Annotated in this window: 23 protein-coding genes, 1 tRNA gene and 1 pseudogene; 19 read left to right on the top strand and 6 right to left on the bottom strand. The window is 70.4% G+C overall.

What is annotated here, in order from left to right; translation table 11 throughout:
• Positions 1-59 precede the first annotated feature (59 nt).
• Positions 60-893 (bottom strand): TetR/AcrR family transcriptional regulator C-terminal domain-containing protein, encoded by an 834-nt coding sequence (locus tag ACWF79_RS24200; protein ID WP_453730228.1) that lies wholly within the window; start codon positions 891-893, stop codon positions 60-62.
• Positions 894-1003: 110 nt separating this feature from the next.
• Between ACWF79_RS24200 and ACWF79_RS24195 the strand changes: the two genes are divergently transcribed.
• The 5 genes from ACWF79_RS24195 (at position 1004) to ACWF79_RS24175 (ending at position 7634) form a co-directional block, all read left to right on the top strand.
• Complete coding sequence (locus tag ACWF79_RS24195; RefSeq protein ID WP_453730227.1) at positions 1004-3274, top strand: ATP-binding cassette domain-containing protein; 2271 nt, start codon at positions 1004-1006, stop codon at positions 3272-3274.
• 203 nt (positions 3275-3477) lie between these two features.
• Complete coding sequence (locus ACWF79_RS24190) at positions 3478-4056, top strand: RBBP9/YdeN family alpha/beta hydrolase (protein WP_453730226.1); 579 nt, start codon at positions 3478-3480, stop codon at positions 4054-4056.
• Positions 4057-4143: 87 nt separating this feature from the next.
• Positions 4144-5289, top strand: a complete 1146-nt coding sequence (locus tag ACWF79_RS24185) for a hypothetical protein (protein WP_453730225.1) — start codon at positions 4144-4146, stop codon at positions 5287-5289.
• A gap of 54 nt (positions 5290-5343) precedes the next feature.
• Positions 5344-5955 carry an HhH-GPD-type base excision DNA repair protein gene (locus ACWF79_RS24180; protein ID WP_453730224.1) on the top strand — a complete coding sequence of 204 codons (612 nt, stop codon included), beginning with the start codon at positions 5344-5346 and terminating at the stop codon, positions 5953-5955.
• A 116-nt stretch (positions 5956-6071) separates the two neighbouring features.
• Positions 6072-7634, top strand: a complete 1563-nt coding sequence (locus tag ACWF79_RS24175) for a M28 family metallopeptidase (protein WP_453730223.1) — start codon at positions 6072-6074, stop codon at positions 7632-7634.
• A 126-nt stretch (positions 7635-7760) separates the two neighbouring features.
• On the opposite strand, the gene ACWF79_RS24170 is transcribed toward ACWF79_RS24175, so the two are convergent.
• A complete protein-coding gene (locus ACWF79_RS24170) occupies positions 7761-9338 on the bottom strand; it encodes a helicase HerA-like domain-containing protein (RefSeq protein ID WP_453730222.1) in 1578 nt (525 codons plus the stop codon).
• A gap of 98 nt (positions 9339-9436) precedes the next feature.
• Between ACWF79_RS24170 and ACWF79_RS24165 the strand changes: the two genes are divergently transcribed.
• Entirely contained in the window at positions 9437-9733 is a 297-nt protein-coding gene (locus tag ACWF79_RS24165; protein WP_260230859.1) for a type II toxin-antitoxin system VapB family antitoxin, read from the top strand.
• 109 nt (positions 9734-9842) lie between these two features.
• On the top strand, positions 9843-10472 hold the full coding sequence (locus ACWF79_RS24160; RefSeq protein WP_453730221.1) for a LytR C-terminal domain-containing protein: 630 nt from the start codon (positions 9843-9845) through the stop codon (positions 10470-10472).
• A gap of 7 nt (positions 10473-10479) precedes the next feature.
• On the opposite strand, the gene upp is transcribed toward ACWF79_RS24160, so the two are convergent.
• Complete coding sequence (upp, locus tag ACWF79_RS24155) at positions 10480-11115, bottom strand: uracil phosphoribosyltransferase (RefSeq protein ID WP_361435637.1); 636 nt, start codon at positions 11113-11115, stop codon at positions 10480-10482.
• Positions 11116-11199: 84 nt separating this feature from the next.
• On the opposite strand from upp, the gene ACWF79_RS24150 reads away from it, so the two are divergent.
• From ACWF79_RS24150 to ACWF79_RS24105, 10 genes are all read left to right on the top strand, one after another.
• Entirely contained in the window at positions 11200-11397 is a 198-nt protein-coding gene (locus tag ACWF79_RS24150; protein WP_453730220.1) for a hypothetical protein, read from the top strand.
• A 215-nt stretch (positions 11398-11612) separates the two neighbouring features.
• Positions 11613-12143 (top strand): tRNA adenosine deaminase-associated protein, encoded by a 531-nt coding sequence (locus ACWF79_RS24145; protein WP_453730219.1) that lies wholly within the window; start codon positions 11613-11615, stop codon positions 12141-12143.
• Between the two features lie 214 nt (positions 12144-12357).
• Positions 12358-12786, top strand: coding sequence for a tRNA adenosine(34) deaminase TadA (tadA, locus tag ACWF79_RS24140; RefSeq protein WP_453730269.1), 429 nt, complete (start codon positions 12358-12360; stop codon positions 12784-12786).
• Between the two features lie 68 nt (positions 12787-12854).
• Positions 12855-12939 (top strand) — tRNA-Ser (locus ACWF79_RS24135).
• Positions 12940-13380: 441 nt separating this feature from the next.
• Positions 13381-13545, top strand: a complete 165-nt coding sequence (locus ACWF79_RS24130) for a hypothetical protein (protein ID WP_355110869.1) — start codon at positions 13381-13383, stop codon at positions 13543-13545.
• 23 nt (positions 13546-13568) lie between these two features.
• Positions 13569-13862 (top strand): Dabb family protein, encoded by a 294-nt coding sequence (locus tag ACWF79_RS24125; protein ID WP_453730218.1) that lies wholly within the window; start codon positions 13569-13571, stop codon positions 13860-13862.
• 186 nt (positions 13863-14048) lie between these two features.
• Positions 14049-14975 (top strand): RNA polymerase sigma factor SigF, encoded by a 927-nt coding sequence (locus ACWF79_RS24120; RefSeq protein ID WP_453730217.1) that lies wholly within the window; start codon positions 14049-14051, stop codon positions 14973-14975.
• Positions 14976-15220: 245 nt separating this feature from the next.
• The gene (locus tag ACWF79_RS24115; RefSeq protein WP_453730216.1) at positions 15221-16135 is read left to right on the top strand and encodes an RNA polymerase sigma factor SigF; all 915 of its coding nucleotides are present in this window, start codon (positions 15221-15223) and stop codon (positions 16133-16135) included.
• Positions 16136-16186: 51 nt separating this feature from the next.
• A complete protein-coding gene (locus ACWF79_RS24110) occupies positions 16187-16945 on the top strand; it encodes a hypothetical protein (protein ID WP_453730215.1) in 759 nt (252 codons plus the stop codon).
• 81 nt (positions 16946-17026) lie between these two features.
• Positions 17027-17740: a class I SAM-dependent methyltransferase gene (locus ACWF79_RS24105; protein ID WP_453730214.1), complete on the top strand. Its 714-nt coding sequence runs from the start codon at positions 17027-17029 to the stop codon at positions 17738-17740.
• 253 nt (positions 17741-17993) lie between these two features.
• On the opposite strand, the gene ACWF79_RS24100 is transcribed toward ACWF79_RS24105, so the two are convergent.
• Complete coding sequence (locus tag ACWF79_RS24100; protein ID WP_453730213.1) at positions 17994-18224, bottom strand: hypothetical protein; 231 nt, start codon at positions 18222-18224, stop codon at positions 17994-17996.
• 263 nt (positions 18225-18487) lie between these two features.
• Here ACWF79_RS24100 and ACWF79_RS24095 point away from each other — a divergent pair, with 263 nt between their 5' ends.
• Both ACWF79_RS24095 and ACWF79_RS24090 read left to right on the top strand, forming a co-directional pair.
• Positions 18488-18931: a MarR family winged helix-turn-helix transcriptional regulator gene (locus ACWF79_RS24095; protein ID WP_453730212.1), complete on the top strand. Its 444-nt coding sequence runs from the start codon at positions 18488-18490 to the stop codon at positions 18929-18931.
• Positions 18932-19039: 108 nt separating this feature from the next.
• A complete protein-coding gene (locus ACWF79_RS24090; protein ID WP_453730211.1) occupies positions 19040-20659 on the top strand; it encodes an MDR family MFS transporter in 1620 nt (539 codons plus the stop codon).
• A gap of 87 nt (positions 20660-20746) precedes the next feature.
• Here the strand turns inward: ACWF79_RS24090 and ACWF79_RS24085 are convergent, their stop codons facing one another.
• Together ACWF79_RS24085 and ACWF79_RS24080 are read right to left on the bottom strand one after the other, a co-directional pair.
• Complete coding sequence (locus ACWF79_RS24085; protein ID WP_453730268.1) at positions 20747-21514, bottom strand: TetR/AcrR family transcriptional regulator; 768 nt, start codon at positions 21512-21514, stop codon at positions 20747-20749.
• Positions 21515-21556: 42 nt separating this feature from the next.
• Positions 21557-21742 (bottom strand): annotated as a pseudogene (locus ACWF79_RS24080) (MFS transporter); the annotation flags it as partial.

Here is a 21742-nt window from a genome sequence, read left to right as displayed (position 1 = left end):
ACCACCAGGCCCCGTACGGGCATCATGGCCCCGTACGACCACCAGGCCCCGTACGACCATCAGGGCCCGTACGACCCCTGGATGCCCCGGCCACCCGTAGCTCCCCCCGCGATGAGCGCCGCCAAGCCGTCCAGTACGCGCCCCAGGCCGAACCCGTAGGCGTACTCGGGGTTGTACATGCCCTGGTACGCCACCGCCGCCGCCTCCCCCACGCGCGACGCCAGCGGGTACCGCTCCGCGTCGAGCATCCGCTCGAGCAGGGGCGCGTGGGCGTCCCACCACTCGTGGTCGGACATCGCGCTCTCGCGGTCCACCGCCCGCGCGTCCAGCTCCGTACGGGCGGCGGACTGGACGAAGCCCAGGAGGTGCGTCAGCGCCGAGTCCATCGCCACGTCGTCGAGGCCCAAGCCCTCGAAGGCGCCCAGCTCGTGCTCGTACTTCGCCATCACGCCCGGCCCCAGCGGCGGCCGGTGGACCCGCAGCTCCATCAGCCAGGGGTGACCGAGGTAGAGCGCGCGGTTCGCGTCGGCGACCGCCGTCACCCGTTCCCGCCACGGCGCGTCGGGCGCGAACGGGACCCGCTCCATCCGCAGGAAGACGAGATCCAGCATCAGGTCGAGCAGCTCCGCCTTGGCGGGGACGTAGGTGTAGAGCGTCATCGGGGTGACCCCGAGGCACTGCGCCACCGCGCGCATGGTCAGCGCGTCGAGCCCGCCCTCGTCGGCGAGGGCGACGGCCGCCTCCACGACGGCGTCGACGGTCAGCCCCTGGCGAGGACCGCGCCGAGGGCCACGCGGCGCGCCCTGACCCACGGCACTGCCGGTGTCCCGCCACAACAGCTCCAGCGTCCGCGCCGGATCACCCGCCCCGCTACTCCGCTCCTTCGCCGCCATGGCACCCATTCTCGCAGGTCAGACCCGATCCCCATTACTTTGTACGCTGTATAGAGTAACGTGGTCGGGGTATACGGACGACGGGCAACACCATCGGAGGGCGTAACCCCATGACCACCCCCGCCGCAGCGGACAGCCACCACGTCATCCAGGTCCGCGGAGCCCGCGAGAACAATCTGCGGAACGTCGACGTCGACCTCCCCAAGCGCCGCCTCACCGTCTTCACCGGCGTCTCCGGCTCCGGAAAGTCCTCGCTCGTCTTCGGCACCATCGCCGCCGAGTCGCAGCGCCTGATCAACGAGACCTACAGCGCCTTCCTCCAGTCCTTCATGCCGGTCCAGGCCCGTCCGGACGTCGACGGCCTGCACAACCTCAGCGCCGCGATCGTCGTCGACCAGGAGCGGATGGGCGCCAACTCCCGCTCCACGGTGGGCACGGCGACCGACGCGTACACGATGCTCCGCATCGTCTTCAGCCGCCTCGGCACCCCGCACGTCGGCAGCTCCAGCGCGTTCAGCTTCAACCTGCCCGAGGGCATGTGCCCGCGCTGCGAGGGCGCCGGCGAGGTCTCCGACGTCGACGTCGACGAACTCGTCGACCGCACGAAGTCCCTCAACGAGGGCGCCATCACCGCGCCGGGCTACCCCGTCGGCTCCTGGACGTGGCAGATCCTGGCCGACTCCGGGTTCTACGACCCCGACAAGAAGCTGGCCGACTTCACCGAGCAGGAGTGGGAGGACCTCCTCCACAAGCCGTCCTGCAAGGTGAGGATCGGCAACACCAACTTCACCTACGAGGGCCTCGTGGCGAAGCTCCAGCGGACCGTCCTCGTGAAGGACCGCGACGCCATGCAGCCCCACATCCGTGCCTTCGTGGACCGCGCCGTCGTCTTCCGCACCTGCCCCGAGTGCGCGGGCACCCGCCTCACGCAGGCCGCGCTGACCTCCCGTATCGACGGGGTCAACATCGCCGAGTGCTCGGCCATGCAGATCAGCGACCTCGCCGGCTTCGTACGGCGGATCGAGGACCCGTCCGTCGCTCCGCTCCTGGCCGGCCTGCGCGAACTCCTCGACTCCCTCGTCGAGATCGGACTCGGCTACCTGAGCCTGGACCGGTCCTCCGGCACGCTCTCCGGCGGCGAGGCACAGCGCGTGAAGATGGTCCGCCACCTCGGCTCCTCGCTCACCGACGTCACGTACGTCTTCGACGAGCCGACCATCGGACTGCACCCGCACGACATCCGCCGCATGAACGACCTGCTGCTGCGGCTGCGCGACAAGGGCAACACCGTCCTCGTCGTCGAGCACAAGCCGGAGGTCATCGAGATCGCCGACCACGTCGTCGACCTCGGCCCGCGCGCCGGTACGAACGGCGGCGAGATCTGCTACTCCGGCGACGTGCCCGGCCTGCGTACCTCCGGGACCCTGACCGGCGAGCACCTCTCCCACCGGGCGAAGCTCCGCTCGGAGGTACGGCCCCGGACCGGCGCGCTCTCCATCACGGACGCCACGCAGCACAACCTCCAGAACGTGAGCGTGGAGATCCCGACCGGCGTACTGACCGTCGTCACGGGCGTCGCCGGCTCGGGCAAGTCGTCCCTGATCCACGGCAACCTGCCGGGCCGCGAGGGGGTCGTCGTCGCCGACCAGTCCCCGATCCGCGGCTCGCGCCGCTCCAACCCGGCGACGTACACGGGTGTGCTGAACCCGATCCGTACCGCCTTCGCCAAGGCCAACGGCGTCAAGGCGGCACTCTTCAGCGCCAACTCGGAAGGCGCCTGCCCGAAGTGCAACGGCCTCGGGCTCGTCTACACCGACCTGGCGATGATGGCGGGCGTCGCCTCGGTCTGCGAGGAGTGCGAGGGGAAGCGGTTCACCGCGGAAGTCCTCTCCTACACGCTCGACGGCAAGAACATCCACGAGGTCCTGTCGATGTCGATCGAGGAGGCGTACGACTTCTTCACGGCCAAGGGCCAGGCACGCACGATCCTCGGCCGCCTGAAGGACGTCGGCCTCGGCTACCTCCGGCTCGGCCAGCCCCTCAACACCCTCTCGGGCGGCGAGCGCCAGCGCCTGAAGCTGGCGATCCACATGGCCGAGAAGGGCGCGGTCTACGTCCTGGACGAGCCGACGACGGGCCTCCACCTGGCCGACGTCGACCAGCTCCTCGCCCTCCTGGACCGCCTGGTCGAGGCCGGCAACACGGTCGTCGTCATCGAGCACCACCAGGCGGTCATGGCGCACGCCGACTGGCTCATCGACCTCGGCCCGGGCGCGGGCCACGACGGCGGCCGGATCGTCTTCGAGGGCACCCCGTCCGAACTGGTGGAGAAGGGCGACACGCTGACGGCACGGCACCTGCGGGAGTACGTGGGGGCGTGAGCCGGGGGGGGCCGGGGGCGAGGGCCGGGCTTCTTCCGAGGGCGCGGGGCCGGGGGCGAGGGCCAGGCCGCGGGCCGGGGGCGAGGGCCGGCGCGCGGGCCAAGGCGAGGGGCCGCAGGCCGTCCGTATCGCGAACGGCGGCGGCCGTCCGTCCTGCGAAACGCCCTGGACCCGCCCCTCCCCCACCCCGCACCATCACCCCCATGGCGACCTTTCTCCTCCTCCACGGCTTCCAGAACCACCGGCCGCCCGGCCACTGGCACCACTGGCTGGCCGGGCAGCTCGGTGAACGCGGGCACGAGGTCCGCTACCCCCAGCTCCCCGAGACGGACGCGCCCGTACTGGACGACTGGCTGGATGCCCTACGGGAGAACCTGCACCGCCCCGCCGACGGCGGCGAGTTCGTCGTCGTCGCCCACAGCCTGTCCGTGGTCCTCTGGCTGCACGCGGCGGCCCGCACCCCGGACGATCTGCCGGCCGACCGCGTCCTGCTCGTCGCCCCGCCGTCGCCCCACGTGACGGCGTCGATCCCGGAGATCGCCGCGTTCACGGAGGGACTGGACCCCGGCTCCGTACGACTCAAGGCGCCCACCCGGCTCGTGTACGCCACCGGGGACCCGTACTGCCCCGAGGGTGCCGACGTCCCCTACGGGATCCCGCTCGGCCTCGACATGGACGTCGTCCCGGGCGGAGCGCACTTCACCCCGGACGCGGGGTACGGGGAGTGGCCGTCCGTCCTCGCATGGTGCGAGAACCCGGCGACGCGCCTGGCACCCCCGTAGGGCCGGCCGGAACGTGCGTCACCCGGCCGGGGGAACGGATCACGGAAGCACCGCGTCCTCCCCCGCGGCTGCCTAGGCTGACGGGCCATGAGGTGGCTGAGCAGGGCGGCGGCGGTCGAGAACGCCGTCGTCGCCGGGCAGATGCGGAGCTTCTTCCGAGGCCTGTCCGCCGAGACCCGCAAGGATCCCCGACTGGTCGCCGCGGCGTACGGGAAGCACCTCTTCCACCGGCGCCGGCGCAGGCTCGTCGACGAGAAGCGGTTCGCCGCCTCCCGTTTCCACGTCGGCATCGGCGTCGGGGCCGACGACTTCTCCGACCTGACCAAGCGGGCCGTCCTCGTCTCGGACACCCTCCTGCTGTCCCACAACGGCGCGGGCGACCGCCACCACGTCAGGCAGCTCTCCCAGAGGTCCTCGTACATTCCCCAGACCGAGGAGGAGGAGCGCTCCCTCGTCCTGCCCACCGGGTCGGACACGACGGAAGACCTCTGGATGCACTGCCCGGACCCGGACCAGCTGGGCCGCTGGCTGCTCCAGACCGAACCGCTGCTGCGCACGGGCTGCGCCTGGTACCTGCCCACGTACTCGGTGTCCGGCCACACCACCCGCTACGGATACGTGGGTGACCCGATCGACCCCGTCTACGAGGGGCACTCCGACCCCGTCACCCACTCCCACGTGCCGAGCCTCCTCAACTTCGCGGCCAGAGGGCGCAGGGTCGTCGCGCAGAGCCACACCCCCGCCTCGGTCAGCCGGCTCGTCGTCCCGGTCGTCGAGGAACTGGAACTGCCCTTCCTCGAAGGCGTCTCCCTGGACACCTTCAGCGAGATCACCGTCGGGGAGTTCGACTCCTATCGTGCCTTTCGGGACCTGCTGCGCATGGAGACGGCCGGTATCGACAGCGCGCTCGACGCCGACGAGCGCCAGCTGGAGCTGATGAAGATCGGCCTCCGTATCCAGGACGGGGTCCGGGGCATGCAGTCCCAGATGAACCAGGTCCGCCGCAAGCGTGCCGTCGCCGTGACCGGTGCGGTCGTCGGCACGGTCACCGCGAGCCTCGTCGCCGTCTACGGCCCGGCCCTTCAGTCGGCGCTCACCGCCGTCGTCGGCGGGGCGGCCGGCGGCCTGTGGGGCGCGTTCCAGGCGGGTGCCGACAACAGCCCGCGTACCCTCCGCGAGAACGCCTGGTACTACGTCTGGACGCTCTCCCGCGCAGCCGACCGCAATCCGTGACCGTAACGGGTGACCGGCCGTGCGGCGCACCGGGCCGGGGGAGATCATCGGAGCATGACCACCGAGATCCACCTCGCCCAGCTGGCCGAAGCCGACGAACTCCTCGGCCGTTCCCCGCTCGCCGCGCTCGTCGGGATGCTGCTCGACCAGCAGGTGCCCATGGAGTGGGCGTTCTCCGGGCCGTACACGATCGCGCAGCGCCTCGGCACGGACGATCTCGACGCGGGGCAGATCGCCGCGTACGACCCCGAGGCGTTCGGCGAGCTGCTCTCCGCGAAGCCGGCCGTGCACCGCTACCCGGGGTCGATGGCCAAGCGGATCCAGCAGCTGTGCCAGTTCCTCGTCGACGAGTACGGCGGTGACGCCGAGGCCGTCTGGGCGGACGCGGCGACCGGCAAGGAGCTGCTGTCCCGGCTGAAGGCGCTGCCCGGGTTCGGGGCGCAGAAGGCGCAGATCTTCCTGGCGCTGCTCGGCAAGCAGTACGGCGTACGGCCCGAGGGCTGGCGGGAGGCGGCGGGCGCGTACGGCGACGAGGGTTCGTACCGTTCGGCCGCCGACATCACGGGGCCGGAGTCGCTGGCGAAGGTGCGGGCCTTCAAGCAGGAGACCAAGCGCGCGGCGAAGGCCGCCAAAGCGACGAAGGACCATAAATCTTCCGGGAATTGATCGTTCCGGATGTCAATCCTGCTAAATCCGACATGAATTGTGCTGAAGCTGTTCACAGGACGCACCGGAGATCGCTAACTTCCCCTTCAACCTCGTTCGCACCGGGAAGGACCTCTGTGAACGCATCCTCTCGCAGAGCCGCGGCCACCCTGGCCGCCGCCGCACTCGCCACCCCGCTCCTGCTGGCCTCCGCCTCTCCCGCCACCGCCACGGCCGACCCCGCGGCCAAGCCCGCGCGTGACGCCGCGCAGCTGGCGAAGAAGCTGGTCCGCGAGACCTCCGCGCAGGGCGCCTACCGGCACCTGGAGAAGTTCCAGGCCATAGCCGACTCGGCCGGCGGCAACCGCGCGGCCGGCACGCTCGGCCACGACGCCTCGGCGGCGTACGTGTACCAGCAGCTGAAGAAGGCCGGCTACAACGTCTCGTACCAGAAGTTCAGCTTCATCTACACCCAGACGCTGGCCGAGAAGGTGTCCGTACTCTCCCCGGCACCGCGCGACCTCGACATCTCGGCCATGACGTACACGAAGTCGACCCCGGTCGGCGGCATCAAGGCCGACCTCGTGGCCGCTCCCCTCGACGCGGACGGCACGCACGGCTGTGAGCCGGGCGACTTCGCCGCGGGCGCCTTCACCGGCAAGGTCGCGCTGATCAAGCGCGGCGCCTGCTCCTTCGCCGTCAAGCAGCAGAACGCGGCGGCGGCCGGCGCCGCGGGCGCGATCATCTACAACAACACCGCGGGCGTCCTCTCCGGCACCCTCGGCGACATGGCCTCCGCCAAGATCCCGACCGGCGGCATCACGCAGGCCGAGGGCGAGAAGCTCGCCGCCGACCTGGCCAAGGGCCCGGTGAACCTCTCCTTCGAGATCCGCCAGCTCCAGGAGAACCGTTCCACCAACAACGTCATCGCGGAGACGAAGGGCGGCAACGCCGCCAACACCGTGATGCTCGGCGCGCACCTCGACTCGGTGACCGCCGGACCCGGCATCAACGACAACGGCTCCGGCTCCGCGGGCCTGCTCCAGGCCGCCCTGGAGCTCGCCGAGTCGAAGGCCAAGGTCCGCAACAAGGTCCGCTTCGCCTGGTGGTCGGCGGAGGAGAACGGGCTGCTCGGCTCCGAGCACTACGTGGCGAACATGAGCGAGCTGGACAAGAAGGAAGTCAAGCTCTACCTCAACTTCGACATGATCGCCTCGCCCAACTACGGCCTGTTCGTCTACGACGGCGACAACTCCGACAACGTCGGCGCGGGCGCCGGCCCGGCGGGCTCGGCACAACTGGAGCGGGACATCACCGACTTCATGGACAAGCGCGGCCTCCCGCACGAGGGCACCGACTTCACGGGTCGCTCGGACTACGGCCCGTTCATCGAGATCGGCATCCCCTCCGGCGGCACGTTCACGGGCGCCGAGGGCATCAAGACGGCCGCGCAGGCGGCGAAGTTCGGCGGCGAGGCCGGGGTCGCGTACGACGTGAACTACCACGAGGCCGGCGACGACCTGTCGAACATCAACATGACGGCCTTCGACGCCAACATCGACGTCATCGCCAACGCCCTGGGCACCTACGCCCACGACATCAGCTCCCTCAAGCGACCGGTCACCACCGTCCCCACGGAGGGCGACGCCGGTAGCGGCGGCGGCCTGCACGACGGTCACGACCACGAGGTCACGGAGTAACAACTCCTCCGAAGGCGCACAGGTAGAAGGCCCGCTCCTCACCAGGGGGCGGGCCTTCGCGTGTCCGTGCCGTCCCCCTCTTGCGCCGCGCCTGCCGCCTGCGCCGCTCCTACCGTTTACTCCGCTCTACCGCCTGCGCCGCGCCGTGCCGAAGAGCGACCGCGAGATCTCCCGCCCCACCTGCGTCCCGATCGACCGCGCCAGCGACTTGAACATCCCGCTCCCCACCACCTGCTCCGCGAGCGACCGGTCCTCCTTCTTGGCGGCACGCGGCGCCTTGTCCGCGGCGGCACGCGTCGCCTTCTCCGCCTCCGCCTCCTCCGCCGCCCGCAGCGCCGCCGCCTCCGCCGCCCGCTGCTCCGCCGTCAGCTTCTCGTACGCCGACTCCCGGTCCACCGCCTCCGCGTACCGCCCCCAGAGCGGCGACCCCTTCACCGCCGCCTCCAGCGCGCCCGCGTCGACCGGCCCCATCAGCGACTCCGGCGCCCGCAGCCGCGTCGCCGCCACCGGCGTCGGCGCACCCGTCTCGCTCAGAACGGTGATCACCGCCTCGCCCGTACCGAGGCCGGTCAGGACCTCCTCCAGGTCGTAGGAGGAGTTCGGGAACGTCCGTACCGTCGCCTTCAGCGCCTTCGCGTCGTCCGGGGTGAACGCCCGCAGCGCGTGCTGCACCCGGTTGCCCAGCTGCGCGAGCACGTCCCCCGGCACGTCCTTCGGGGTCTGCGTCACGAAGAAGACGCCGACCCCCTTCGAGCGGATCAGCCTCACCGTCTGCGTGATCGACTCCAGGAACGCCTTCGACGCCCCGTTGAACAGCAGATGCGCCTCGTCGAAGAAGAACACCAGCTTCGGTTTCTCCAGGTCCCCGACCTCCGGCAGGTCCCCGTACAGATCCGCCAGCATCCACATCAGGAAGGTCGAGAAGAGCTGCGGCTTGTCCTGCACCGCCGCCAGCTCCAGCACGGAGACCATCCCCCGCCCGTCCGCCGCCGTCCGCAGGAACTCGGCCGTGTCGAACTCCGGCTCCCCGAAGAAGCCGCCCGCGCCCGCCTGTTCGAACGCCGTGATCGACCGCAGAATCACCCCGGCCGTCACCGTCGAGAGCCCGCCGATCCCCTTCAGCTCCGGCTTCCCCACGTCCGACACGAGAAAGGCCACCACCGCCCGCAGATCCTTCAGGTCCACCAGCTCCAGACCCTTCTGGTCCGCGTAGTGGAAGATCAGCCCGAGCGACTGCTCCTGCGTCTGGTTGAGCTGGAGCACCTTCGACAGCAGCACCGGCCCGAAGCTCGTCACCGTGGCCCGTACGGGAATGCCCGGACCCACGCCCCCGAGCCCGTAGAACTCGCACGGGAAGCCGGTCGCCGCCCACTCCTGCCCCACCTGCCCCGCCCGCTCCCTCACCTTCTCGCCGTCCGCGCCCGGCGCCGAGATCCCCGAGACGTCCCCCTTGATGTCGGCGAGGAAGACCGGCACGCCGTTCGCGGAGAGCTGCTCGGCGATCAGCTGGAGCGTCTTCGTCTTGCCGGTGCCGGTCGCGCCCGCCACGAGACCGTGCCGGTTGAGCATCGGAAGGGGGATACGGATGCGCGCGTCCGGGTGACATTCCCCGTCCCACAGCAGGGCGCCCAGTTCCAGCGCGGGCCCGGAGAAGGCGTACCCCGCCGCGATCTCGCCGGTCGGAGACTGCTCGCTCACGCTCATGACAGGACCCCTGGTTCCCGAATCATCCCGTTTTGCCCCAGCATCCCACCGGCTCCGCGTGGCTGCGCCGGGGACCGCTTGCCCGGTAGGCTTTCCGTGTGATCTTCAAGCGCATCGGACAAGGCCGGCCATATCCCGACCACGGCCGGGAAAGCACCCGGCAGTGGGCGGACGTCGCCCCGCGCCCGGTCCGCCTCGACCAGCTGGTCACCACCAAGGGCCAGCTGGATCTGGAGACGCTGCTCGCCGAGGACTCCACCTTCTACGGCGACCTCTTCGCGCACGTCGTGAAGTGGCGGGGCGACCTCTACCTCGAGGACGGGCTGCACCGCGCCGTGCGCGCGGCGCTCCAGCAGCGACAGGTGCTGCACGCCCGCGTCCTGGAGATGGACTGACCCCCCGGACGGCCGTCCACTGACCCTTTCGGGGGACTTCCCGCCCATCCGGACGCGATCACATGATCATCCAGTAGGCATCCTTGGGCAGCGGCATTACGCTGCGTCCATGAGCATGCTCACACCCCCCGGAATGGGCGGAAAGTACCGCATCACGGGGGACACCTACCCGCGCATGCGCCGCCCCCGCCGCCGCAGGATCGTCATGGCGGCCGGAGCCGCCGTGGTCGTACTCGGCGCCGCCGGGTGGGGCACGTTCCAGCTCGTCGACGTGTTCTCCGGCGGCAGCGGCGACACGAAGACCACCGCCGGCCGGGGCGGCGACTGCAAACCGGCCCCCAAGCCGACGGCCGCGCCCGTCGCCGCGCTGCCCAAACCCGCGCAGATCACCGTGAACGTCTACAACGCGACCCCGCGCAGCGGCCTGGCCAAGTCCACCGCCGACGAGCTCAAGAAGCGCGGCTTCGTCATCGGCAAGGTCGGCAACGCCCCCGCCGCGTACGACAAGAAGGTCCCCGGCGCGGCGATCCTGCTCGGCGCCCCCGGGGCCACCAAGGGCGCGTTCTCCGTCCTCGGGACGCAGCTCAAGGGCGCCGCGACGAAGACCGACGGCCGCGCGACGGCGGACCTGGACCTGATCATCGGTACGGCGTTCAAGAACCTGGACCCCAAAGCGACGGCGGACGCGGCCCTGGTCGCTCTGAACAAGCCCAGGCCCACGCCCGCCGCGAAGTGCTGACCAGCGACTAGTCGGCCGTGCCGTACATGCGGTCGCCCGCGTCACCGAGCCCCGGCACGATGTAGCCGTGCTCGTTGAGGCGCTCGTCGACCGAGGCCGTCACGACGGTCACCGGCGTGCCCGCCAGCTCGCGCTCCATGATCTCGACGCCCTCCGGGGCGGCGAGCAGCACGACGGCGGTGACGTCGTCCGCACCGCGCTTGATCAGCTCCCGGATCGCCGCGACGAGCGTGCCGCCGGTCGCCAGCATCGGGTCCAGGACGTACACCTGGCGGCCCGAGAGGTCCTCCGGCATCCGCGTCGCGTAGGTCGACGCCTCCAGCGTCTCCTCGTTGCGGATCATGCCGAGGAAACCGACCTCGGCGGTCGGGAGCAGCCGCACCATGCCGTCGAGCATGCCGAGACCGGCGCGGAGGATCGGGACCACCAGCGGCCGCGGGTACGACAGCTTCACGCCGGTCGTCGGCGTGACGGGGGTCTCGATGTCGACCTGCTCGGTGCGCACGTCCCTGGTGGCCTCGTAGGCGAGCAGGGTGACCAGCTCGTCGGCGAGCCGGCGGAAGGTCGGGGAGTCCGTGCGCTTGTCGCGCAGAGTGGTGAGCTTGTGGGCGACCAGCGGGTGATCGACGACGTGGAGACGCATGACCCCAACAGTAGCCCGCACTGGCATCAACCCACGCCCTGGAGGGAAGGTGGGGGCAAGGACCCAGTCGTGGGGTGGTGGCCCATGCCCGACCCGGAAGACCCGGCGAACATAGGAGGCGGTGACACGCCGCCCGAGACGGACGCGGAGCGCCGCAGGCGCCGCGCCCAGTTCCTGCGCGAGCTGCACGAGGCGAAGGCGCTGCGCGACCGCGTACAGCCCCGGCGCGCGCGGGCGGCCCGGATGCGCCAGGCCATGCGGATGCGGACCTTCCGCTGGTGACGGCGGCGGCGCCCGGCACCCCGTGTGCGCCGCCTGTGCGCCGGGGCCGTGCGCCGGGTTCGTACGCCGCCCGTCGGCGTGTCGATCAGACTGATGCACGACGCAAGAGCCGAAGACCTCTCCTGAAGCCGCTGTTTCTGCCACGATGCCGATTGGGCGGGGCATCAGGAGCGCGCCGCCGGATCGTCACACCTCTGATCAGTGGGAGAGTCACGGTGTACTTCGCCGCACTGCTCGCGCGCACCGAAGACGGGTGGGAAGCGAGCGACACAGAGCTCGACGACGTGGAGACCCTGTCGGATCTCATCGACCTGGCCCGCGAGGCCTCGGTCGACGACGACGTGGTGATCCTCTTCATCGAACAGGAGGACGCCTGGTTCGGCGTCCTCCGGATCGAGGGCGAGGACGACCCTCGCATCTACGTGTCGGACGGGGCGGCCGCCGCCCGCTCCTCGTACGGGGAGATCCTCACCAAGGAGATCCTCGGGGACGACCTGGACGACGCCGACACCCTGGAAGACCTGAACCTCGACGGCACCGAGGACGGCGAGCCGCTCGACCGGGACGACGAGGAGGACGAGGCGGTCGCGTCCGCCGACACCGTCCCCGCCGCGCCCGTCGGCGACCGGCTGATCCTCGCGGACCTCGGCATGTCCGAGAGCCAGCTGCAGGAGCTCGCGAGCGACGCGCTGGCGGAGATCGCGGACACCCTGGGCGCCGCGGAGGTTCTGGAGACCGTCCGCTAGTGACCGAAGCAGTACCCGACCTCGTCCCCGACTCCGTGCCGGACTGCGGGCCCGACCTCGTGACGACTGCGGTCCCGACCTCATGACCGACCCCGTCCCCGACTCCGTGACCGACCTGGTGACCGACTCCGAACCCGTGCCCGTACCCGATCCCGCATCCGTGCCCGACCCCGCACCCGCCGCCGATCCCGTACGGGATCCCTGGCGGGTGCCCATGCGGCGCGCGCTCGCCGAGGCCGACCTGGCCGCGCTGGCCGGTGACGTACCGGTCGGCGCGGTCGTGCTGTCCGCGGACGGCGCGGTCCTGGCCGTCGGGCACAACGAGCGCGAGGCGACCGGCGACCCGACCGCCCACGCCGAGGTCCTGGCCCTGCGCCGGGCCGCGGCGGCGACCGGGGAGTGGCGGCTGACCGGCTGCACGCTCGTCGTGACCCTGGAGCCCTGCGTGATGTGCGCCGGCGCGCTCGTGCAGTCCAGGGTCGAGCGGTTGGTGTTCGGCGCGCTCGACGAGAAGGCGGGCGCGGCCGGTTCGCTCTGGGACCTCGTACGGGACCGGCGGCTCAACCACCGTCCCGAGGTGGTCCAGGGCGTCCTCGGTGAGGAGTGCTCGGCGCAGCTCACGGCGTTCTTCCGGACCCGCTGACCGCCCCGTCGACCTGGGGATCGATACGGATTTCATCGCAGCGGCATGTTTGGGCTAAGCTCTCTCTCGGTAGCGTGTCCGAGCGGCCGAAGGAGCTCGCCTCGAAAGCGAGTGTGGCGCAAGTCACCGAGGGTTCAAATCCCTCCGCTACCGCTTCGATCGAAGGGCCCGGTGCATCGCACCGGGCCCTTCGGCGTATCCGTACTCCGTCCGTACGCCGGGCGCGCACGGACGGCGGAAGGCCCCGGTCACGCGTGTGCGGGCGGCCGGGGCCTTCTTCGCTGGACGGGGGGAGCGGCATCGGGGGGACAAGCCGCTCCCCCCGATGAGAACCGGTCCTGCAAGTCCAGCGCCGCAGTCAGGGGGAAGCTCGCGGCGCGGACCCCGCAGTGAGGGCCGGCTCCTCGGCCCGTCGGATTCCTGCCAGATCCGCCGGGCTCGACATCCATACTGCTCTGCCGTCACCCTTCCGGGGGGCGGCAAAAGGCCCCGATCTCCGGGCCCTTGGTCCATAAAGACCCGGTGAAGTGGCTGAAGTGGCTCGGTTAGACTCACGCGTCCACGCAGGGGCACAGACAGGGGAGGGCGCGGCAGATGGCGCAAGCGAAGAAGGTCGCGCTGTACGCGGTGGTGGTCTTCGTGCTGTACACGATCATCAATTCCCCCGACAGGGCCGCCGATCTCGTCCAGGTAGGGTTCGAGGGCATATCGTCCGCCGCACAGGGCGTCGGCGAGTTCATGACCGAACTCGTCAACTAGAACCACCGACGAGGAGTCCTGCTGTGATCCGCCATCTGGTCCTGTTCAAGCTCAACGAGGGCGTCGCGAAGGACGACCCTCGTGCCCTGGCCGCCGCCGCGGCGTTCGACGGGCTGGAGAAGGAGATCCCGGAGCTGGCGTTCTGGGAGTGCGGCTGGAACGTCAGTGCGCGCCCGATCGCGTACGACTTCGCCATCAACTCGGCCGTCGAGGACGCCGATGCGCTCCAGCGCTATCTGGAGCACCCCGCCCACCAGGCGGGCGTCGCCCTGTGGCGTGAGATCGCCACGTGGGTGATCGCGGACTACGCGTTCTAGAGCGCGCCCGTTCACTTTCCGGAAGGCCCCCCGCCGTCATGGCGGGGGGCCTTCCTGGTGTCCGCGTCCGTCGCGACGCCGTCAACACGTTGCTATGCGGTGCTTGCACACAGTGGACATGTCTTGTGATGCTATGACCGCTTTTGACGGATGAGTTGACCGTAGTTGACCAGCAAAAGGGGTGGCGTGAACGTGCCGGCCAGTACAGCGCCTCAAGTCCCGCCCCAGAACGAGGCCGGCGGTCCGGACGCCGCGCGCCCTCGGCCGGAGAACCACAGGCCTCAGTCCCACCAGCCCCAGCCCCACCAGCCCCAGCCCCACCGGCCCCAGAGCACCCGACCCCAGAGCACCCGGGGCGCCGACACCCGCGCGTTGACGCAAGTGCTCTTCGGACAGCTCAAGGAGCTTGAGCCGGGCACCCCCGAACACGACCGCGTACGCGGGGCGCTGATCGAGGCCAACCTCCCCCTCGTGCGGTACGCGGCGGCCCGCTTCCGCTCCCGCAACGAGCCGATGGAGGACGTCGTCCAGGTCGGCACCATCGGCCTCATCAACGCCATCGACCGCTTCGACCCCGACCGGGGCGTGCAGTTCCCGACCTTCGCGATGCCCACCGTCGTCGGCGAGATCAAGCGGTACTTCCGCGACAACGTTCGCACCGTGCACGTGCCCCGCCGGCTCCACGAGCTCTGGGTCCAGGTCAACGGCGCCACCGAGGACCTCACCACGGCCCACGGCCGCTCCCCCACCACCGCCGAGATCGCCGAACGCCTGAAGATCGGCGAGGACGAGGTACTGGCCTGCATCGAGGCCGGACGCTCGTACCACGCCACCTCCCTGGAGGCGGCCCAGGAAGGCGACGGACTGCCCGGACTCCTCGACCGGCTCGGCTACGAGGACCCGGCGCTCGCCGGGGTCGAACACCGCGATCTCGTACGGCACCTGCTCGTACAGCTGCCCGAGCGCGAGCAGCGGATCCTGATGCTCCGCTACTACAGCAACCTGACGCAGTCCCAGATCAGCCAGGAACTCGGCGTCTCCCAGATGCATGTGTCAAGGCTCCTCGCCCGCAGCTTCGCCCGATTGAGATCCGCAAACAGGATCGAGGCGTAGCTGAAACGGGTAGACCGGTTCGGAGCAGTCCTGACGGGATTTCCGCCGCCCCAAATGCCGTACACCCCTTGTTTCCTGCGGATATTCACCCACGCCATGTCGACAAGTCACTACAGCGTGTTGCCGACATGTGACATTCTGCTGGAACCGCGTTTGCCGCAGCCCCGCCTCCGGTATTCAGGTGGAGGCTGCGTTCCTCCGATGGTCGTGGCCGCCGCGACCGTCCGCGACCTCAAGGGGGTGGCATGTCCGCAGAACAGGGCAGCTCGAAGGTGCTCACGCTCACGCCCGCGGCGACGCCGGTATCGATGCCCGTGTCGATGCCCGTCCAGCCGTCGGCCGAGACCGTCGAGGCCCCCGCGCCGATCGTCGTCACGCCGGAAGCCATCGACACCCGCACGCTCTCCCGCTCCCTCTTCCTGCGGCTGCGCGCCCTGGACGACGAAGGCGCCGCCGCGGACAGCCCCGAGCGGACGTACGTCCGCGACACCCTCATCGAGCTGAACCTGCCGCTCGTGCGGTACGCGGCGGCCCGCTTCCGCTCCCGAAACGAGCCGATGGAGGACATCGTCCAGGTCGGCACCATCGGCCTGATCAAGGCGATCGACCGCTTCGACTGCGAACGGGGCGTGGAATTCCCGACGTTCGCGATGCCGACCGTCGTCGGCGAGATCAAGCGCTTCTTCCGTGACACCTCGTGGTCGGTGCGCGTCCCGCGCCGCCTCCAGGAGCTCCGCCTCGCCCTCACGAAGGCCAGCGACGAACTGGCCCAGAAGCTCGACCGCTCCCCGACCGTCCCCGAACTCGCCGCCGTGCTCGGGGTGTCGGAGGAGGACGTCGTCGACGGCCTCGCCGTCGGCAACGCGTACACCGCCTCCTCGCTCGACTCCCCCTCCCCTGAGGACGACGGCGGCGAAGGCTCCCTCGCCGACCGGCTCGGCTACGAGGACACGGCTCTGGAGGGCGTCGAATACCGCGAGTCCCTCAAGCCCCTTCTCGCCAAACTCCCGCCCCGCGAGCGGCAGATCATCATGCTCCGCTTCTTCGCCAACATGACCCAGTCGCAGATCGGCGAAGAGGTCGGCATCTCCCAGATGCACGTCTCGCGCCTCCTGACGCGGACGCTGGCGCAGCTGCGACAGGGCCTGATCGCGGACTGAAATCCACAACTCCCGTTCCCAACTGACGCTACGTCAGCAACACTGGTCTCCATGCGGCGACGACAGGGCCCCCTTCTGACAGTGGTCGCGCTCTGCCTCGGCGGAGCGCTGACCGCGTGCGGCACCGGCGACGACGAGGGCTACGCGGCGGTCGGCGCGGGCGCGCCCCCCAAGGACGCGGTCGCGCCGTCGGGATCGGTCACGCTGGTCCCGCTGGACGGCACGGGCCCGTCCCCGTCCGCGAGCGGCACGACGTCGAGCACGTCGTCGCCGTCACCACGACCACCCGGCACGACACCGGCACCGCCGGGCGGCGCCGGTACGGGGAGCGACTCGGGCAGCGGTACGGGTAGCGGTACCGACGGCGGTACGGGTACGAGTGCACCCGGCCGCACGCCACCAGACCCGCCCCCAGCCACGACCCCGCCCCGCACGGCAACCGCTCCACCCCCGGGCACGACCACACCACCCCCACCCACGACCCCTGCCCCTCCGGCAACCCCCGCGACGCTGACGCTCTCGGCCCCGGTGCTCACGGACGCGGACAAGCGCTGGTGCGAGCGCGTCACGGTCACCTTCCGCAACACGGGCGGCACGGCGGCCACGTCGGGCACGGTCACCTTCGCGACGCACATCATCGGCGCGCTGGGGGTCGACTGGGCGACGATCGAATCGGCCCAACCGCTGCCGACGCCCATCGCCCCGGGGACGGCGCGGACGCACACGTACACCGTCTGCGTGGACTCCTGGCGGGTGCCGCTCGGCATGCGCGTCGACACGCAGAAGGTCACGGCGACGTGGAACGAATGACCCTCGGTCCGACGCCGACGCCTCGTGGGCGCTCCGTCGTCGCACGCCCCACCGCCCTGCCACCGGTCTAGAGTCCTCGGCGTGCCCGATCTCTCCCACCTCGCCGCCGTCCGGGAGTCGTACGACACCGTGGCCGCCGCCTATGTCGACCTCGTCCCCTCCCCGGCTCAGCTGGATGCGCTGTCGCGCGGGATGTTGGACGCCTTCGCCGAGGTCGTGGGGACGGCTGGGCTCGGACCCGTCGCGGACGTGGGGTGCGGGCCCGGAAAGGTGACGGCCTACCTGGCCGAGCGGGGAGTGACGGACGTGTTCGGGCTCGATCTGTCGTCGGCGATGGTCGGGCAGGCCCGTCAGGCGTATCCGTACCTGCGCTTCACCGTCGGCTCGATGACCGCTCTGCCGGTCCGGGACGGATCGCTCGGCGGCATTCTGGCCTACTACTCCACCCACCACACGCACCCGGCGGCGCTGCCGGTCGTGTTCGGTGAGTTCCGCCGCGCGCTCGCGCCCGGAGGCCATCTGATGCTCGCCGGCCATGTGGGGGCGGGGGAGCACTTCCGGCCGACAGAGGCCTACGGCGGCCTTCCGGTGTCGTACACGTCGTACCTTCTACCGCCCGACCAACTCGCCGAAGTCCTCGACGCTGCCCGGCTGCTGGTGACCGCACGGCTGACAGAGGCCCCCGCCGAAGGCGCCACCAGGACCTTCGCCACGTTCCTCGCCCAGCGCCCTGGGGGGTCCGGGGGCGCCTCAACTCTCCTGCGAGTGAACGCAACTGCCCCGAACCAGGGGTAACTCCGCATGACCGGCTGACATTTCGGACTTACCCGCGCGTGGGCGCGACTTCGGGCAGTTGCGTTCGCGGGCGCGGGGCGCGGGGCGCAGGCGCGGGCGCGGGGCGCAGGCGGGCGCCGGTTGGCATCGGCCCCGGCCGCCCTCCGGTCGCCACACTCGGAACGAGGGCGGTCGAGCCAGAAGCCCACGAGGCCCTGTGCCGCGACCGCCCTGGAAACCAGAAGCCCACGAGGGCCCCGTCCCGCGAAGCCCGTCAGCCCAGGGCCAGCCAGGCCACGGCCCCCAGGACGGCGATCGCGGCGATCACGCCGACGATGAGGCCCACGCGGGGCCCGGAGGACTGGGGAGCCTGCGCCTGACGGCCGCCGCCCTGCGGGGCGCCCTCGTCGACGAAGGCGCGGAACATCTGGGTGCTGCCGGCGGGGTCGTAGTTGCCCTCGGGGCCGGAGCCCTGGCCGTACGGTGCTTGGGGGTTGTGTGCCATGAGCCTGGACCCTAGCGAACCCCGGGTGAACCGCCCAAGCCCCGGCCGCACCGCGACCGCTTCCGGCACCGATCCAGCACGGATCGGCCACCGATCCCCCCGCCGGTCTCCGCACCCCAGCCCCAGCCCCCAGCCCCCAGCCCTCAACCTTCACCTTTGCCGATTCTTTAGCGCGGTTTGACCGATTTAGTTTGCCTGGAGCAACCATCCATCTCTATGGTTGCCCTAAGCAACAAGATGTGTGACGTCGATGAGGTCGTGTGGTGGACAAGCCGAACCGGTACGAGAACCTCGCCCGTCAGGTCAGCGCCATCGGCGCGGTCAAACGCGGCATGGCCCGGTCACTCCCGGCCGACTGCCCGAGCGGGTCAGCCATCGTCCTCGCCCTGCTCAAGCGGAACGGGGACATGCGGATGAGCCGGATGTCCGAGCTCATGGCCGTCGACATGTCCGTCAGCAGCCGCCACGTCTCCCACACCGTCGAGCGCGGCTGGGTCGAACGGCTTCCCGACCCCGCCGACAAGCGCTCCCGCATCCTGCACCTCACCGCCGAGGGCAGGGCGAAGCTGGACGAACTCGACCGCAGGCTGACGGTGATGCTCACCCGCAACCTCGCGGACTGGTCCGACGACGACGTCGAACTCCTCACCAACCTCCTGGCCCGTCTCCGCGACTCCTTCGGCGACTGCCGGGCCCACCACGCGTAGCGACGCACGCAGGCCCCGCCTCGCAACCCGCCTCGCAACCTCCGCGTAAAAGACCGCCCGCGAAACGAACCGCCCGCCAAGCACCCCCGCGTAAAGCAAAGGACGTTCATGGCCACGACCACCCCCGCCCCGTCGAAACAGGCGGGCGGCCACCCCACCGACGGTGCGCCCATGTCGCACCGTCAGATCATGGAGGCGCTCTCCGGACTGCTGCTCGGCATGTTCGTCGCCATCCTGTCCTCGACGATCGTCTCCAACGCCCTGCCGGAGATCATCAAGGACCTCGGCGGCGGCCAGTCCGCGTACACCTGGGTCGTCACCGCCGCGCTTCTCTCGATGACCGCGACCACCCCCCTCTGGGGCAAGCTCGCGGACCTCTTCTCCAAGAAGCTGCTGGTCCAGATAGCCCTGATCATCTACGTCGCAGGCTCGGTCGTCGCCGGTCTCTCCCAGAACACCGGCATGCTCATCGCCTGCCGTGTCGTCCAGGGCATCGGCGTGGGCGGTCTGACCGCCCTCTCCCAGATCATCCTGGCCGCGATGATCGCCCCGCGTGAGCGCGGCCGGTACAGCGGCTACCTCGGCGCGACCTTCGCCGTCGCCACCGTGGGCGGCCCGCTGATCGGCGGCGTCATCACCGACACCGACTGGCTCGGCTGGCGCTGGTGCTTCTACGTCGGCGTGCCGTTCGCGCTGCTCGCGCTCATCGTCCTCCAGCGGACCCTGAAGCTCCCGGTCGTGAAGCGCAAGGTCAAGGTCGACTGGGCGGGCGCGTTCATGATCAGCGCTGCCGTGTCGCTCCTCCTCATCTGGGTGACCTTCGCGGGTGACAAGTACGACTGGATGTCCTGGCAGACGGCCGTCATGGTCGGCGGTTCCGTCATCCTCGGCGCGCTCTTCCTCCTCATCGAGAGCAAGGCGAGCGAGCCGATCATCCCGCTCCGTCTCTTCCGCAACCGCACCATCACCCTCGCCTCGCTCGCCTCGCTCTTCGTGGGTGTCGCGATGTTCGCCGGGACGGTCTTCTTCAGCCAGTTCTTCCAGCTGGCCCGGAACGAGTCGCCGACGATGTCCGGCGTCCTCACCATCCCGATGATCGCCGGTCTGTTCGTCTCCTCGACCGTCTCCGGCATGATCATCACCAAGACCGGCCGGTGGAAGGCCTGGCTGGTCAGCGGCGGTGCCCTGACCACCGGTGGCCTCGGCCTCCTCGGCACGATCCGCTACGACACGGCCTACTGGCACATCGCGCTCTTCATGGCCGTCATGGGTCTCGGCCTCGGGATGATGATGCAGAACCTGGTGCTCTGCACGCAGAACCAGGTGGCCCCCGCCGACCTCGGTGTCGCCTCCTCCGTCGTCACCTTCTTCCGCTCCCTCGGCGGTGCGATCGGTGTCTCGGCGCTCGGCGCGGTGCTCGGCAACCGGGTCACGCACTACGTCCAGGACGGCATGGCCGCGCTCGGTCGGAAGGCCGCTGCGGCGATGGGCCAGGGCGGCGGGGCGGGCTCCGGCTCGATCCCGGACATGGACAAGCTGCCGGCCCCGATCCGTACGGTCATGGAGGGCGCGTACGGACACGGTGTCGCGGACGTCTTCCTCTACTCGGCGCCGTTCGCGCTGCTCGCCTTCGTGGTGACGCTCTTCATCAAGGAGGTCGCCCTGAAGAGCAACAGCACCGGCAGCAACAGCAACAGCACCAGCACCAGCACCACCAAGGAGAGCTGAAAAGACTCCCGGCCGCGCTTCGAGCGGAGGCGCGGCCGGGGTGGGTACGGAGCGGCGGGCAGGGGACGGCCCGCCGCTCCGTCATTGCTACGTCTCCCGCGCCACCATCGCCTCGATGCCCGCGACGAGCACATCCAGGGCGTAGTCGAAGTCGCGATCCCAGATCTCGCTGACGCTGCCGTGCGAGGCCCGTTCGTCGAGGATCTCCGCAATCGGTTCGAGCGCCTCGACGAACTGCGGGTCGTCGCGGAAGGCCTTGATCGACTCTCCGTAGAAGTCGTCCTGCGACATGCCGGCCTCGGCCGCCCGGCGCTCGAACTGGGCCTCGATCGTCCCGTACCCGTACACGAACTGGAAGATCGCCGACATCGCGCTCGGCTGCCGGTTCAGCGACAGGCCCGTGTCCCGGACGGCCTCCTGGATCTTGGAGCCGACGGCGATCGCGTGCGGGCCGATGTTCAGGTACTGGCCCGCGCACGGTGACATCCACGGGTGGCGCACCAGCATGCGCCGGTAGTCCAGGGCGAGGACGCGGACCCTGTTCTGCCAGGCCCCGGCCGCGTCGACCGCGTCGAGGTCGATCTCGCCGTAGACGGTGTCGATGGCGAACTCGAGGATGTCGTCCTTGGTGTCCACGTACCAGTACAGGGACATCGCCGTGACGCCCAGTTCGGCCGCCAGCTTGCGCATGGAGAGGCCTGCCAGGCCGTCCTCGTCCAGCATCCGGATCGAGGACGTCACGATCCGTTCGCGGTCGAGGCCGGCCGGGCCGCCTCCGTTCTTGCGCGGGGTGCGCTGCTCCAGCCACACACTGGAACGCGCCGGGTTCTTGGCCCGGTCGGCGGCCTTGACCATCGCGTTCCTCCGTGTGTTCACGTTCAGCGGTCCGCCACCATGCTATTCAGCCGCCGCCTTCTCCCCGGACCCCGCAGCGCGCTTCTCCGACCGCTCCGCCCGCTTGAGCAGTGCCGCCGCCACCACACCACCGACGAAGACGGCGATGGCGCCGACCAGCTGGCTGGTCTGGAGCCCGGACGCGAAGGCGTCCGAGATCTCCGCGCGTTCGGCGTCGCTGCCGGCGGC

The organism is Streptomyces sp. NPDC054975, assembly GCF_053609105.1.
The sequence above is the reverse complement of the archived record's forward strand: the minus strand, read 5'-3'. Positions and strand labels throughout refer to the sequence as shown.